This is a genomic window from Candidatus Nitrospira salsa (genome assembly GCF_965152625.1).
The window spans coordinates 246,954-261,807 of the sequence record NZ_CBCUCO010000004.1; the positions used below are offsets into that span (position 1 = coordinate 246,954).

Sequence of the window (14,854 nt, forward strand, 5' to 3'; positions counted from 1 at the left end):
AGTATAAGCGTTATTCAGAGGACTTTCGCATCATGCCTTTCCGCGTGCTTTTGACGGTCATACTACTCTCTAGCGTACTCATCGTGACCGGTCCTTCCCGGCTCATGTCCTATCACGATCGAATTGCGGCTATTGTCAACAAGGAAGTCATCACCTTGTCTGAGTTAAAGAATGAGGTTCGTGACGAGCACATCCGAATGAAGGCTCGATACACGGGAGAACAACTCAGACAACGAATGGCCAATAAAGAATTTGCTGTCTTAAATTCGATGATTGAAGACCGCCTGCAACTCCAAGAAGCTCGAGCCAAAGGCTTTACGGTCACCGAGGAGGAAATACACAAAGCGATTCAACAGACCAATCCCCAAGCTCAAGGTGATCTATCGGCTGAAGCCAGTCTCACGAAACAGATAGAAAAACGAATGCTTCTGGAGAAAATACGCGGATTCGAAGTCCAACGGATTGTGACCATCTCCGATGCCGAAATCTCTCAATATTACAAAGAGCATCAACAGCAGTTCATGGTTTCCCGAATCTACCGTTTACGCCAAATACTGTTCGTCGCCGATTCCGAGGAAGAGCGTATACACAAACAATCGCAATCTCGCTCAGTCTCTCGGCGTCTTCAAACAGGTGAAAGTTTTCGGGAACTGGCCTTACAGTATTCAGCAGGACCCGAAGCGGGAGATGGCGGGGAACTCGGGCTGGTGCACCATAGCGAACTTCTCGCTCCTATTGCAGAAGCACTACTCTCGATGAAACCCGGAGAGATCAGTACTCCAATTGAAACGACACTCGGATTTCATATCATTGCGTTAGATGAAACCACACCGCAATCCCCTAAGCCCTTCGAGGAGGTGGAAGCGCAAATCAAAGCTCGTCTCTTTAAAGAACGGTCAGAACAAGTCTTCCAAGACTGGCTCGCTGATCTCAAGCAAAAAGCGTTTATTGAGATCAAATATTCCCCACTAACAGATTCTGCACCGCTCGAATAACCTCCGGTCTCCCCTCATGCGTATACGAGGAGTAAGGAAGAAGATCTGTACTCTCTGGGAGTGATAAGCCTTCTCGAAGTTGCCTGAGATGAGCATGACGCTTTCCAGATGTCACTTTATCAACTTTGGTGGCCACCACAATCATGGGATGCTTCAAGGTCTTCAACCATTGAATGAGTTCGACATCTGAACGCTCAACCCGTCTGATATCAATAAAAATGACGACTCCGCACAACGTATCTCGTGACGTCAAATACGTGTCCACCATCGGACCCCAGTGTCTACGAACCGATTCCGGAACCTTGGCATAGCCATACCCTGGAAGATCGACCATGTGAAATTGCTCGACCTTGGAGTCCGACAACGTGACGCGAAAAAAGTTAATCATTTGGGTTTTCCCGGGAATTTTTCCAACCTTCGCCAAACCTTTCCGATTCAGTAAGGAATTCAACGCTGATGACTTCCCGACATTTGAACGCCCTAACAACGCCACTTCACGTAATCGTTCCTTGGGATATTGTTCTGCCGTCAGGCAACTTGTGACAAACTCAGCCGATCGAATTTTCATAAGCAGATGCCGATCAAAACGCAGACGTGAAAAACCTGCTATTCGTTGATGTTGCGAAAACAGCATTCTTTCTCGTACGAGATACGCTTCACGCTTGCGCGCCGAAGCGCTCCCGGCCGTCGTAGCCACGAGACTACTATGGCGGAGTCGGCACAGCGCGCTGGCACGAGCAACGAAATACTAGACCTCAACTCTTCGATGACTTCATGGCTCGTTGGATTTCACGATTGGCCTCACGTTTTTTTACGGTCTCGCGTCGATCATAGTGTTTTTTACCTCGAGCCAACGCCAACTCGACTTTGGCAAGCCCACGTGAATTAAAATACATACGAAGCGGAATGAGCGTAAGACCGGCTTGCTGCACTTTGCCATGGATTTTCTGAATCTCTTTTTGATGGAGTAAGAGCTTCCGCGGCCGTATGGGTTCATGATTCATTTGGTTTCCATGGCTATAACCCCCGATGTGACACTGATGAAGAATAACTTGTCCGGAGTCAACAGACGCATAACTCTCTCGTAAATTCACTTTCCCTTCACGGAGCGATTTGACTTCTGTGCCAACCAACACGATGCCGGCTTCAAGTTTTTGTTCAATCGCATAGTCATACAATGCTTTACGATTTGTTCCGATCACATGATCTGGTGTTGCTTTTGTCATCGTTTGCTGGAATTCCCTCTCCCCGTATCTCCTGGAATGATATGCCGATTCGACTGGTCAGGAGAGATTTCGCTATAGTAGAACCATGAGTTCATTTACTTCGACAAAATCCCTGATTCCTCATTTTGCGAAATCCTATGGATTCGATATTAAAGTTTTAGAGGCTCGCCTACAAACAAACTGGGCTCAGATCGTGGGCGAAAGCCTAGCCTCACATACTCGACCAGATTCAATCAAGTTTCGAAAGCTATTTCTCTTGGCTGAAAATTCTGCCTGGCTTCAACAATTAGTTTTTTTAAAACCCATGATCTTAGAAAAACTCAACACCTTTGCCAAAGAGGCTCAGGTCACAGATATTGTCTTGCGCATTGGCGACGTTCACTCTTCTACACTCCCACAGGGAGAGGGATCGCCACCCTCAAACCATTTAGTCAATCCAACGGGACCAGCGATAGAATTAGCGAATTCATGGACCGCCGACATTAAAGAACCAGACCTGCGAGCCATTCTCTCAACCGTGATCGCCAAATGCCTCACGTTAGAGACCCAGACAACTCCACCCCCCCCATGGGCCCAACCTTAGTCTGAAAGCAACTCGTGCGTCAGCTGTGCTTTTTCCTGAAACAGCCAGTCGACTTCACTATTCGATTGCCCAATCCGTTGCCCACCTACTGGTCCCAGCCAGCCGGTGACCTGCTTGAGATCAAACACCATCCCGCCTCGCACCATGGACTCAAATGTTTCTTTAAATACACGCTCTTCGCTGTCGTCTGACTCTGTGAGATACCGATGAAGTTTCTCTGGCTCAGCCCACTCATGGTCAGAAAATACATAGATCGTTATCAGTTGATAGCGACCCTGTGGGTCATCCGGTGTGGTAGGTCGAATTTTTAGCGAGCTGAAATTCCTGGTGGCTTGCCCCACAGATCGAAACCGCTCAAGCAATGTTCGAATTTCAGGATCACTGGTCCACGGTGGTGTATGAATGGACACGATTGATCCTTCCTGGGCACCAACGCTATAGGGTGGAATCGTCCGATCGGGGCGGGAGATGAACATCCCAATGCCGATCATCAGAAACCCACCAATAAACACACCGAGGCCAAGCTTAACGAGCGTATCGAGCGGTTTTTTCGGTGCGTTCTTAGATTTCATAGATAGTTAAAAACAATCATCACCAATCCCTACACACTGATTTCCTCATAGAAATCCTTGACCCTCGACGAAATGCCGAAAGAGCATACGTCTGACGAAATAGATTGCTAGCAGGTTACGACGACAGGGTTGGCGCAGTAATGCGAAACCTCACTTCATCGGTCTGGGTGTAGGCGGATATCTCCTCTCCCACATACAGACCACAACGGTACAAACCGGGAGTCCAATCAGCTTCTGGCTTGGTTAAGACAAAATACCCAGACTGCTCATTCATCGATATCATCACCTGATCCTGGGCAACAGCATGTTGTGAATTTGTCATATGAGCCGTTTCCAGAAAGCACTCTGCAATGAGCGGCATTTCATCAAAAGAAGCTGAGAGGAGTTCAAATACCAAGAAAATCTCTGGCTGGGTCGAAGGGAACGTGTCTCCTGGATCAATGGGGATAAATTCATGATTGCCAATGGGCAGATTATCCCGCAAGACTTCCTTGGCAGGAATTACATAACGGAATGTACCGAAATCTGCATCCCTGCCCATCAGCAGTGCCCTCCGATGCAAAGGATCTTGGGGCTTGAGTTTCTCAGTCGCCACTTTCTCATACACCTCTTCCTCATTCAGAACCGATGGCTCCGAAGGAGAAATGGCTTGGGTGGGTTCTTGAGCCTGTGGACGTTCGGCCTCGGGAACATATGGGCGGACTTTTTCTATCCAACTCGCCAATTTTTCCTTACTCAGCACTCGTGTGCCCGGCTTGATCGCGACGTCTTTGTTGCTTTCCTCAAACTCAACGGCCGTCTCGTACAATATTTGAAAATGATCTAACGCCTCAGCCCAGCGTTCCAAGGCCGCCTTGGATTGTCCTAACCGAAAAAATGTATCAGCCAGCACTTCTTCTTTGAGCGTGAGCGTCAGCACTTTTTCTAAAACGGGAATAGCCTCTTCATACCGCTCCAGTTCCATCAGCGTGATTCCAAGATGATGAGTCGCGGTATAGTCGCCGGGATTGAGAACAAGAATTCTCTGTAAGATGGGTTCCGCTTCCTGGTAACGACCAGCACTATAGAGCCTCCAGCCTTCTGCACGAATAGAGGCCCATTCCTTTTGATCTGCAGCCGTCTTCCCAGGACTGAAGATGGGTTGAAAACGCCGGCCCCGTTCTTTTGTTGCACCATAGACGACAGATAACAAACTACGGGCAGCAGCCTCCTCCGGGGAATCGGGAGCGACCATAGTGAGGACATGTTTGACATCGTCACGCGCCCCGCGACCATCGAGAACATCAAAGCGTGCTCGCGCCATCGCCAACCACCATCCAGGAAAATTCGGAGCTAACGCCACGGCCTTTTGATACCACTCAAGCGATTCTTCGAGACGATCGAGTGTTCGAAGATCATGGGCCATCCGCAAAGGCACGAGCGGGTTATCTGAATCCAGCTCAGCAATACGTTGAAACTCGTTGATCGCCTCCTCATCCCTTCCGGAGCGATAGAGAACGACCCATTTAGCCCAGCGAACATCCAGGGCTTCAGGTGTTCTCTGGAGAACTGCATCATACGCCTCAACCGCCTCCTGATCCTGTCGTGTGGTGACAAGAATATCTCCAAGGAGTTTTTGCAAATTCATGGTGTTCGGATGTTCTCGAATTCCCTGAGTCAGAATTTCCAGGGCAACCGTGCTACTCCCGCCTACCCACGCATCTTTCGCCTGTCGGGTGATGACTTCTACTGGCATTGCTGACTGATCTTCTGCCAAAACGAAGTCATTCATGGGTATAGCGAGACAGAGGATAGCGGAGACCGAAGCTCCAATTCTTTCCCAACGTTTCGGCCAGAAAACTGTCCATTTCAGAGACGTCATCTGGGTTTTTGCAGTCTGAGACACAATCATTGGCATGAGCGGTGAATAGAGAGTCATGTTCTATGAGAACGCTTCACGCGTGAAGCAACCATCTAAATCTATCCATTAAACCATGACTCAAACACGAAGCATTCTTTTGTTCCGGTTAAACGTTGATGAACCCTTTGTCGAAAAATAACCCACGATTGATATCCCCGAGGCTGACCATTCCCTCAAGCTTTCCATTCTCCGTCACTGGAATACGCCGAAAATTCTTTAATCCCATATAGGAAGCCGCCTCTAAAATCGTCGTGCTCGGTGTGACGGTCAGCGGGTTGCGACTCATCACCGATTCAATATTTCGACGTAACACCTCTGGATAGCCTTCTTCCATTTCCAAAAAATCTCGGCTGTGCACACTGTCATGAATGTAATCGCCAAAGTTGGGAAACAGGGGAATCATGACATCTCGAAGCGCAACCAGTCCGATTAAGTTCTGCTCATCGTCAATGACCGGAATGGCCCCACAATGACGGCTCAGCATTTTAATAATAGCAGACCGAACCGAATCAGTGGTACGCGCAGTGACAACCCCAGTGGACATCACATCACGAACAAGCATGGCAGCCTCCTTGGATAATAGGACGGTAGAATAGATGATGTGTGGTTAAAATTCAGCACCTCTATCAGACATGATCAAATCCCATGATCGCACTCGAAGTAAGTAGAAAAGGTCTCGTCAGAAAAAAGGCTTTTTTACCTATCGCTCGACAACGGACTCCAAGGACTATTGTGCCCACCACACGTGGTATTCTTTGCCCAGCGAGACGCAGCTCATCGCACGATTATCGCCGTATTTAGACTATTTTTATTGATTCTATAGATACTGAAGTTACGGCACAATACTTGAGAAAAGTTTGAGAAAGGATAGCGAAGCTCAATGAATTCCTGTCGTACCAGCAGCCTTGAGCACGATCATTTTTTAGGAAGGAGATCCATAAAAGAGTTCCTTATAAGGAAGATCGTAAAGACCTCTCGATCGCTCGCTGACAGGTACCCACGTTCACCCAGCGTCATGACTGACTTCAAACATGAGACACATATTGAATTGGCTCTAGATAAATGATGATGCGATGACCAACGCTTCCGGAATATGGGAATTCTTAAGCCGTGATGTGGCCTTCTTTGGAGGACCGTACAGTCCCCTGCTTAGTTGGCTGGGCTCCTTGGGGATCTTGCTATTTTTTCTGTGGCACGTCCGTCAATTTAAAAGAGAGGTCACCTCCGTTCGACAGGGGTTTGAACGCATACACCCTGTGCTGAGAGCCCTAATCAAAGAGCGCGGAGATGTCGATCGAGAACGATTTACTCAGGTTCAAACTGGCTCGTCTTCGCGTAACCCGAATCAACATTCGCATCAGCGTATCGATTGTCACGATCTGGATACACTTGATGCCGAAATGGAAAAAGTTCCAATGTTTCGTGGGCTCTGGTCACAATACCGCATGACCCTGATTCTGGAACAGGTGCCGTGGTTTATGGAACCCCGCATATTTAGCACAACACGCGCTGAACAGGTATTTACGCAAGACAGTCTTATGGCAAACCGAATCAATCTGCCTTTTTATAGCCAATTTCCTTCACTGGTCACGGGCATGGGTCTTCTCTTAACCTTTATCGCATTATTTATTGGACTAGGAAAACTCCACGCGGACGGGAGTCAGATTCTCGGGATTCAGGGACTCATTAATGGATTGGCCGGAAAATTCTTGACTTCCATCGTCGGACTCATCGTGGCCAACCTGTTTACGTTCTTTGAAAAGCCCATGGTGTCGCAGCTCATCTACGCCCATCACACGTTTCTTGGACTCATGGACCAACTCTTTCCCCGCAAAACCATGGAACAGATGCTCGAACAGCTTACGTCAATTCATGGCGAACGACAGGGAACACGCTCGACGGCAAATCCTGAACATCAAGAAACACACAGTGGATTGCGAGCCAACGGGCTGGCTGGGCCCACGGCCAACCTCACCTCGAGCATTCAATCTTTGAAAAAACTACAAGAAGATGAGCATCGGGAAACACAACGCCTCCTATCAGACGTTCCCCGCATGATACGACAAGAGCTTCAGGACCCGCTTCGCGAACTCACGGATACCATCCATGATCTTAACAAGACGCTGAAGCACACAAACACCCCTCCCACACCAATAGAAGCTATGCGTACCCACCGTACCCCCAGATCCCTCACGCCTGTAGAACCTGAACCTGAGCTTGAACAGCAACCTCACATACGGAAAAAATCCCTCTTACCACCAGAACTCATGTTTGACCGCCGTCCTCTCTTATGGAAAGTCCCATCTGATCTCTCGTCTTCTCATCCTCAGACCGTTCCTCCGAAGAAAACACGGTTCTGGCTAAAATGGCCAGATTTCTCAAAATTAAAGCCTACCGGATGAAACACAGGATGGGACACGGCACAACCAATTCCAATACGACCGTCGGCATCACCGATCTCATGACTTCGCTCGCTATGATTTTCATTCTCCTCTTTGCAGCCCTGATCACCCAAACAACATCAGAGGCCCAATCGGAATTACAAGAAAACAAAGAAAACGTGGGCATTGCCTTGCGTGATCACCTTAAACGCTTGGGACTGTCACTGGAGGCTGACCCTCGTGATCCGCTCACGCTCATGATCGTCGTTCCAGAAAATTTACTCACATTTGAATTTGGAGAGAGCACCCTCACACCCGACGCGGATAGATTTTTGGAAGAGGCGATCCCATATTATGCTGCAGCCGTGTGCGGAACATTGCGCGATAAAATCGACTCGCTCGCCATTCAAGGACACACCGATGATCGAGGCGACGATGTCTATAATTTGCAGTTGAGTCAAGAACGGTCACTCGCCGTGATGGTGAAGGGGTTGGAGGTGATCCAGCGTCAAGAGCCATTAGCTTACCAATGCTTCCAAGAAATGACTGTTGCCGCCGGTCGCGGCAGACAAGATCTCATCTACGATCGCCAGAACAAAGTGAACAGTCAGAAGAGCCGCCGCGTGGTCTTTAAAATTCGTCTGCGATCAACTGAACAACGTCATCCCACCGAACTACTCTCTAACACTTTTGCCCCGACATAACCTTCTTTAAAAGTCACTATAGCGAATCCAAATCATGAGAAGCAGGTATGCCCGGAAAACCACGAGTTTTTTGACATGTCTCAAACGAGAGCGTTTAAATAACCCTGCTGAGGTTTGCTTTAGAAGTGTCCAAGTCCAGCTGAGGCTTATCAACTAACCCCGCGAGATTATTCACTTCAAACACGCGGAAGTTATAGCCGTTCCTTTTACCTTTTGCTTGTACGACATGTGTGGTTGCGCTATGTACGTGATACCTATTCGGCTTAGAGTTATACGGGTACGCTATAATTGAAACGGCTATAGGTTTAAGTTTCATCCCTCATTCTCGATAACTTGTTCTGGTTTTCACATCTTCACTGTTCACTCTATTGAGTGGATAATTATCAAAAATATACAGAAAATCATTTATAATCTAATGAGTTACATTTTAAATTTAATTGTATACAATAGTAATATATGTATAAATTATATTGTTAACAATAATTATTTATATTTACTTACTATTGTTTACAATATATGCTCGATAGATGGGGAAAAAAATTATCACGATTGTCGACGATATGGCCTTATCAAAACTTCAGGTCGATTCGTCGACCGACGGTCCAGGCTTTACCCACAGCGATTGGATACGACTCGTTCGTACGCATCTTCGAATGACTCAAGCTGAACTCGCAAAACGAGCCAACATTACCCAAGCCAACCTCATTGCCATTGAGTCAGGAAAAGCCGATCCACGAGTGAGTACACTTCGTCGTATTTATGAAGGGTTATCCTGTCATCTTCATATCGACCCACATCCGAAAAAACCGCTAAAGGAACTTCTCCGCGGACGAGCCCGTACGATCGCACTTCAAAGACTGAAAAAAACAATGGGAACGATGGCACTTGAGGAACAAGCCCCAGATAAAGAAACCTTTAAGACGCTCCTCGAAAAAAGAACGGACGACATACTCGGGGATCCACGAGAACGTCTCTGGCGCAAGAGTGACGATGAATGACTCACAACCGATTAGCGCAACGCCAGGCGGGGATACTTCGGGTCTCATCCTCATACATCTCACAACCTCAGCCGCGCGTAACGCGGCAGAAGCCGAAGCGATCAGTCGAGCCTATGATAAATATATTTTTCGCGCACGACGAAAGAAGCGCGGAGCAGAGTGGCTCACAGACGACTTTATCCGCAAAGTGCATTTCGGCATGTTCGGAGCAATCTGGGAGTGTGGAGGCACATACCGCAAGACGAGATTGAATATCGGCGTCGAACCACAAGCCATTCGAGAGCAGATTAGACTCCTAACTGGAGATTTTCTTTCCTGGGATGACAGCACTTCAACCATGCCCATCGTAGAGGTTGCAGCGCGCCTCCAACACCGGCTGACTCACATACATCCGTTCATAAATGGCAACGGCCGACATGCTAGGCTCATCACCGACATTTTCTTCTATGCTCGTCAGCATCGTTTGCCGCAATGGCCGCAGATACAATTGGTGACAGATGGAAACGAGGTTCGAAAACGTTACATCACTGCAATGAAAGAAGCCGATGAAGGCAACATCGCCGAACTGATTACCTTTATTGACGATTGCCTTGAGAAGTCTCACTAGAAGAATGAGCAGACCGTTGAGTGCTTCAAGTAACCGCCCTACTACGACAAAAACCGAAAGCTTTTAAGCATTCGTTAACTCCCAAAAGACGGCCTTCCGTTTTCATTCGTTCTTTTTCGGATAATCAAAATCCAGCAGTTCTGTGTTACCACAAGTCAAGTCATGCCATGCACCTGTTGTGGATTGCAGAACCGCAATACTACAGGGTGGCATATTCGGAATGTCGCCTTGCGCGAAAGTCTTCACGAGTCGAGTCAGGGCAGGATTGTGGCCAACAAGCATCAGGCAAGCGATCTTATTGTCCACCGCATTAATCACTGACAGCAAATCATCCGGCTCAGCTTCGTAGATACGTTCTTCAAAGAGAATATCTGCCTCTCGATAAGTAAGTAGCGACGCGAGAATTTTCGCCGTCGTCTTTGCCCGTTGAGCATGGCTCGAAATCATCATTTCAGGTTTGAGACGTTGGCTCAGACGCTGACCCATGAGAGACGCCTCTTCTTCACCATGTTGACTTAATTGACGACTAAGATCCGCACGGCTCAAGCTCTGAGCAGAAGCTTCGGCATGACGAACGAGATAAAGGGTTTTCATATAAATCCCTAAAGAATGGGTCGTAGCTGAATTATTCATTCAAGAACAATGCATGCGAAGCATGCTGATGAAGTTATACATTACCATAAGACGATCCTCGGTCATGAACAAAAAATATTTCATCCTCAACACTCAATGACATGGTAAGCTTACCCACTGTCCTAGAATAGGAGGCAGAAAGTCACAGAAATAATCGAGGGCACCCGTCCTTTTGCGAAATTTTAGTAAACGTCACACAGAAAGGAGGTAGAGCATGGGAGACAAAGGCGGAAAAAAGGATAAAGCAAAAAGCGAAAAACAGAAAGCCAGCAAACAAGAACAGAAAAAGAAGGGGAAAAAGAACTGAGAGACATTCCTGGAATGAGATTGTGGGCTTCACCTAGACGAAGCCCACAAGTTCCAGAAACGTGCTGACTTCTTATTAGGGAAGCACGAGGAACTTTGGGGGCCATTAAATCGCAATGGCCCCTTCCCAATCACTCGTCGATCCTTGTTGATATTCTGTATCGTCATTCAAACGATGCTCGTCATTTTTTAGACACTCTTTAGACATTTTGATACACCTTGCGACATCAGTCCCGATGAGCATTCGATTGTTTTTCACTCACGATCATCCTGTTTCTTTCAATAAATCAATTAGTTCGGAATTGTGAGTTGAAAAAACCAGGACGCGTGTGTAAATGGCATTAAGGTTGCTCTATCTAATAAAGCAAGGACAAACAAAGATGGCTTCAGAAATTTGAGAGCTTTTTATGAAGTCATCGCCATTCAATGGTTAAGAACAAAAGGAGGCATGTGATGCAACAACACAACCGACCCTTAACCTATGATGAAAAAAAAGCGGCAGAAGCAGCCTTCCAGGGATTACCATGTGATCCGAAATGGTCTAAAGCAGCACATACCGTCTATGCAGGTATCTCTTCAGCAATGGGGCACAAACACCATGAACTCTTTCAAGAAGATGATCTTTTGCTGACGACGACAATTGCAGAGCGAGCAGAACCCGAATCCCAACAGTTGCCACGAATCATTGGCTAAGCGAAAAATTGACTTGCAAACAACTGCTCAATAACTTGCTGTGTATCGATGCCTTCCTCAAGCTGCCTATCGACTGAGTCGATAGGCAGAGACTTCCCCTCTTATGTAAACGAATACCTCTACGTCTTACGTTTTGCCGTAAACAAATTTTTTTGGGTTAAGCTCTCAGCGCCCCACCCGTACCTCATTGTAAAAATAACTAGTTACCCAGTTTTTTCAATCTTCCATACGATTATTTTGTTTCGCTACTTCTCGTTTTAGAGGTCTTTATAGCGTTCGTTATTTCCGTTTTCTTCTTTTTAGCTTTAATCTCCGAGATTTTTCTCACCGTAGGATTTTTGGTGTCTTTGGTACTTTCATGGTCTCCGATTTCAGAGTCCTTAAGTTGCATGCTCATAATGACCTCCATGATTTTTTGGGAAGCTGATGACAAGCTCTCACATCGCTGAAAGGCTTATCAGGAAGAAACAGTCGGACTCACTCTCACCGCTCTACCGCAGCCGTTTATTCAATCATCCGATGAAACATACCTAACTATAACCATGAGAAATTTCACGAGTAACTAGCCAAAACCCTAGACCTGTTTACAGTTTCTTTTTTCAACAGCAAATAGTATCTTTGAGAACCAACCCTCTCTTCTACTAATTTCTTTTTCTTACCCATTTGCGAATATTTTTTGCATGCACGAGATGCAATTTGAGTGACTACTAAAATTCAAAAATAAGATATTCGGCCCGTCTAGGGTTATTGATAGTTGAACTTTTACTCTCAAGGTTTATCCTCATAGTCAACAATGCTCACTGTCAATAGTATTCCATTTCTAGAGATATCAGAAAAGGAGATGCTCATGACAATGCCAGGGATACCCTATCAAGGGTTTCAAACCATTGGAGAGATTGTCGCGACCAATTCTGTGAAATTTCGTGCAGAAGAAACTGTCTCTGGAGCAGCTATCGAATTACTCTCTAATCATCTTTCAGGAGCTCCAGTCGTCAGCGAAAACAATGAGCTTCTAGGGTTTATTAGTGAGATTGATGTTTTAAAGGTGGCGGATTCTAATAGGGATCCAAGTTTGACCAAAGTGACCGAAATCATGAATCCAGAACCCATCTTCGTCGATACAACAACTTTAATTTCGGATGCGCATAAACTCCTCGCTGAATATCATATACTTGTGCTCCCTATTGTTCACAATGGACAAGTCATAAATTCAGTCACGCGTCACGATTTGCTTCGTGCGTTTATAGGCATGGGATTGGGCGTCGAGGATTAAGAAAGAAATCGAATGATACGTAAGAAGGTTTCTAAGAGGACATGAGCCGTAAATGAGCCAAAAACAAGAAGTAACGTGCATCGTGAGACACGTTAAATTAACCTGCGCGTGATCGATCGATACTTGGTAGAGCTAGGTTTTGGAAAAATATATTCCGTGTAGATACTTCAAATCTGACCGAGCTTCTAAGTATTTTGCCCTCTCATCTGTTCCGTATAACGGTATTCGCTTACGATAGGATTAGTAAAAGATCATCTGGTACGGGGGACAGCACTGATTCCACTTTAGAAGATATCGTCTATTGATATGATAAAAGGAAGTCGGGGTTTTCAACTTGGATTCCATGCACTTTACGAGATGGGATTTCGTAAATCGTTCGGTAAATCTTGAGAAGGGTAGAGGATTGTGGTTCCGTGCACTTTGGCAAAGGACGTGAGCCTATGGGTCTGACGTCGTGTTGCACTCATAATATTTTCCGTGGAAATTTTACGAATGAGTAACGCATCGCCAATGAGTGAACGATGGCAGCGCCATGGCACTGCCTCAGCACACATCACGACAACTTGCTCCTGGTTTGCTAGCTGGATGAGTTCGTCCAGGCTCTGCTCGAATTCGGGCGTTTGCATGTAATCCGCATATCCACGAAAGGAAGTATTGCGCCAACCGGTGTTGACCGAATCACGTCGAGCATGACGCAACCCGCCGAGCCCAGGCATATGAACATAGCCAACTCCGGCTTTCTTCAATGAAATAGAGAGTGAGTCCATGTTGAACTGAGAGTTGTGTCGAGATCGAGGGATTGTTCTGACATCCGCGACACACGTCGCACCGTGGGTCTGAAGCAGGACGATAAATTCCTCTATCGCTCGCGTAGAATGTCCAATCGTCAACACAATGGGCGAAGGTTTTTTCTTCGGCATTCTTTTTTTCTTTTCAAAACGTTCTATCATAATCCGACGAGGCCACCGATCAATCGTTTTTGAATCAGAAACACGATTCATTTCTCCTACAAACTTCTCCCACGCCATTCTCAAACAGCGCGCATTGTATTATTGCCAGACCGTGTGACGAGGACACCGAATCAACAGCGGTTAAGAGTAACCCACTATGTCACTTCCCACACTCAATATTACCTCGGAAGTCAAGTAGGCAGCTATAGCCGTTGCAATTAGTTTTCGTACGTGTGATGCAGTGTTTCGCGCTGAGCTGACTTATTTGAATCGGCTGGAAGTTAATTGTTTTCGCTATAGAGCGTCAATTCCCTGATATTAAATTTACAAATAGATTATCGAAATCATCCAGGCTAGATTAAGCAACACATAGGAAGCACAAGTTATTCATGAAGAAGTTTGTTAGAAAGCTCATTTGGATTCGACTCGTTTGCAGTTGAAGGATATACTTCGGCAAGAACGTCACCACAAAGCGCTATCGCATGGCAGAGAGACTGCACGGGATTGCCCTTCTGAAATCCCTCTCGAATCACCGAGACCATACGGTCCCAGCGCTCTTGTGGAACATGATCCAGGAGGGGGCGATCAGTTAAGATCTCGATGCGATGTTCGAGTAGGGACACCATAATTAACACACCAGTACCAAGTTCCGTACGGTGAAGACCATGTTCGAGAAACGCCTGATGTGCACGAAGACTCACTTTGTACGCCATTCGATCATCTGATGTGAGAAATCGAGTCACAGGGGGAATCGTCCCGAGCCAATAGCCACCCACATAAGCCATAACGGTCATGAGTAAGAGCCAAGCGGCATTGAACGGATGCCAACCCCACGGCATCCATTCAAGTTCCACCGTCAAGAGTAGAGTTAAGACAAAAAACGCACATCCAATCCCACTCCGGTACCAGGCTTCACGATAGCGAGCTGATCGTTCCACAATCATTGGCACAATTTCACCGCGAGTCCCTTGCTCAGCCTTTGTGACCGCTTCACGAATGCGGGTGTGATCTTCTTCAGAAAACATCATTGTTC

General features: G+C 46.6%; 16 protein-coding genes. 8 read left to right on the forward strand and 8 right to left on the reverse strand.

Going from position 1 to position 14,854, the window contains the following annotated elements:
* Positions 1 to 32 precede the first annotated feature (32 nt).
* Positions 33 to 995 (forward strand): peptidylprolyl isomerase, encoded by a 963-nt coding sequence (locus tag ACWQXP_RS15130; protein ID WP_454063712.1) that lies wholly within the window; start codon positions 33 to 35, stop codon positions 993 to 995.
* Here the strand turns inward: ACWQXP_RS15130 and yihA are convergent.
* Together yihA and smpB are read right to left on the reverse strand one after the other, a co-directional pair.
* On the reverse strand, positions 955 to 1,692 hold the full coding sequence (yihA, locus tag ACWQXP_RS15135) for a ribosome biogenesis GTP-binding protein YihA/YsxC (RefSeq protein WP_454063713.1): 738 nt from the start codon (positions 1,690 to 1,692) through the stop codon (positions 955 to 957). The two genes, ACWQXP_RS15130 and yihA, sit on opposite strands and share 41 nt — an antisense overlap.
* A gap of 58 nt (positions 1,693 to 1,750) precedes the next feature.
* Positions 1,751 to 2,221, reverse strand: a complete 471-nt coding sequence (smpB, locus tag ACWQXP_RS15140; protein ID WP_454063714.1) for an SsrA-binding protein SmpB — start codon at positions 2,219 to 2,221, stop codon at positions 1,751 to 1,753.
* 85 nt (positions 2,222 to 2,306) lie between these two features.
* Between smpB and ACWQXP_RS15145 the strand changes: the two genes are divergently transcribed.
* On the forward strand, positions 2,307 to 2,804 hold the full coding sequence (locus tag ACWQXP_RS15145) for a DUF721 domain-containing protein (RefSeq protein WP_454063715.1): 498 nt from the start codon (positions 2,307 to 2,309) through the stop codon (positions 2,802 to 2,804).
* Here the strand turns inward: ACWQXP_RS15145 and ACWQXP_RS15150 are convergent.
* The 3 genes from ACWQXP_RS15150 to ACWQXP_RS15160 form a co-directional block, all read right to left on the reverse strand.
* On the reverse strand, positions 2,801 to 3,376 hold the full coding sequence (locus ACWQXP_RS15150) for a hypothetical protein (RefSeq protein ID WP_454063716.1): 576 nt from the start codon (positions 3,374 to 3,376) through the stop codon (positions 2,801 to 2,803). The two genes, ACWQXP_RS15145 and ACWQXP_RS15150, sit on opposite strands and share 4 nt — an antisense overlap.
* Positions 3,377 to 3,491: 115 nt before the next feature.
* Positions 3,492 to 5,294 (reverse strand): tetratricopeptide repeat protein, encoded by a 1,803-nt coding sequence (locus tag ACWQXP_RS15155; protein WP_454063717.1) that lies wholly within the window; start codon positions 5,292 to 5,294, stop codon positions 3,492 to 3,494.
* Between the two features lie 88 nt (positions 5,295 to 5,382).
* Positions 5,383 to 5,838, reverse strand: a complete 456-nt coding sequence (locus tag ACWQXP_RS15160; protein WP_454063718.1) for a CBS domain-containing protein — start codon at positions 5,836 to 5,838, stop codon at positions 5,383 to 5,385.
* Positions 5,839 to 6,349: 511 nt separating this feature from the next.
* On the opposite strand from ACWQXP_RS15160, the gene ACWQXP_RS15165 reads away from it, so the two are divergent.
* The 4 genes from ACWQXP_RS15165 (at position 6,350) to ACWQXP_RS15180 (ending at position 9,966) form a co-directional block, all read left to right on the forward strand.
* A complete protein-coding gene (locus ACWQXP_RS15165) occupies positions 6,350 to 7,678 on the forward strand; it encodes a hypothetical protein (RefSeq protein ID WP_454063719.1) in 1,329 nt (442 codons plus the stop codon).
* Between the two features lie 8 nt (positions 7,679 to 7,686).
* Positions 7,687 to 8,361: an OmpA family protein gene (locus tag ACWQXP_RS15170; RefSeq protein WP_454063720.1), complete on the forward strand. Its 675-nt coding sequence runs from the start codon at positions 7,687 to 7,689 to the stop codon at positions 8,359 to 8,361.
* A 527-nt stretch (positions 8,362 to 8,888) separates the two neighbouring features.
* Complete coding sequence (locus ACWQXP_RS15175) at positions 8,889 to 9,359, forward strand: helix-turn-helix domain-containing protein (RefSeq protein ID WP_454063721.1); 471 nt, start codon at positions 8,889 to 8,891, stop codon at positions 9,357 to 9,359.
* The gene (locus ACWQXP_RS15180; RefSeq protein ID WP_454063722.1) at positions 9,352 to 9,966 is read left to right on the forward strand and encodes a mobile mystery protein B; all 615 of its coding nucleotides are present in this window, start codon (positions 9,352 to 9,354) and stop codon (positions 9,964 to 9,966) included. The genes ACWQXP_RS15175 and ACWQXP_RS15180 overlap by 8 nt, the downstream gene beginning before the upstream one ends.
* 102 nt (positions 9,967 to 10,068) lie before the next feature.
* On the opposite strand, the gene ACWQXP_RS15185 is transcribed toward ACWQXP_RS15180, so the two are convergent.
* Positions 10,069 to 10,560, reverse strand: a complete 492-nt coding sequence (locus ACWQXP_RS15185) for a SixA phosphatase family protein (protein WP_454063723.1) — start codon at positions 10,558 to 10,560, stop codon at positions 10,069 to 10,071.
* A 798-nt stretch (positions 10,561 to 11,358) separates the two neighbouring features.
* Between ACWQXP_RS15185 and ACWQXP_RS15190 the strand changes: the two genes are divergently transcribed.
* Both ACWQXP_RS15190 and ACWQXP_RS15195 read left to right on the forward strand, forming a co-directional pair.
* Entirely contained in the window at positions 11,359 to 11,598 is a 240-nt protein-coding gene (locus ACWQXP_RS15190; RefSeq protein WP_454063724.1) for a hypothetical protein, read from the forward strand.
* Between the two features lie 847 nt (positions 11,599 to 12,445).
* Entirely contained in the window at positions 12,446 to 12,871 is a 426-nt protein-coding gene (locus ACWQXP_RS15195; protein ID WP_454063725.1) for a CBS domain-containing protein, read from the forward strand.
* Positions 12,872 to 13,221: 350 nt separating this feature from the next.
* Here ACWQXP_RS15195 and ACWQXP_RS15200 read toward each other — a convergent pair whose 3' ends face one another.
* On the reverse strand, positions 13,222 to 13,791 hold the full coding sequence (locus tag ACWQXP_RS15200; protein WP_454063726.1) for a DUF488 domain-containing protein: 570 nt from the start codon (positions 13,789 to 13,791) through the stop codon (positions 13,222 to 13,224).
* Positions 13,792 to 14,204: 413 nt separating this feature from the next.
* Positions 14,205 to 14,849, reverse strand: coding sequence for a TPM domain-containing protein (locus ACWQXP_RS15205; RefSeq protein ID WP_454063727.1), 645 nt, complete (start codon positions 14,847 to 14,849; stop codon positions 14,205 to 14,207).
* Positions 14,850 to 14,854 lie beyond the last annotated feature (5 nt).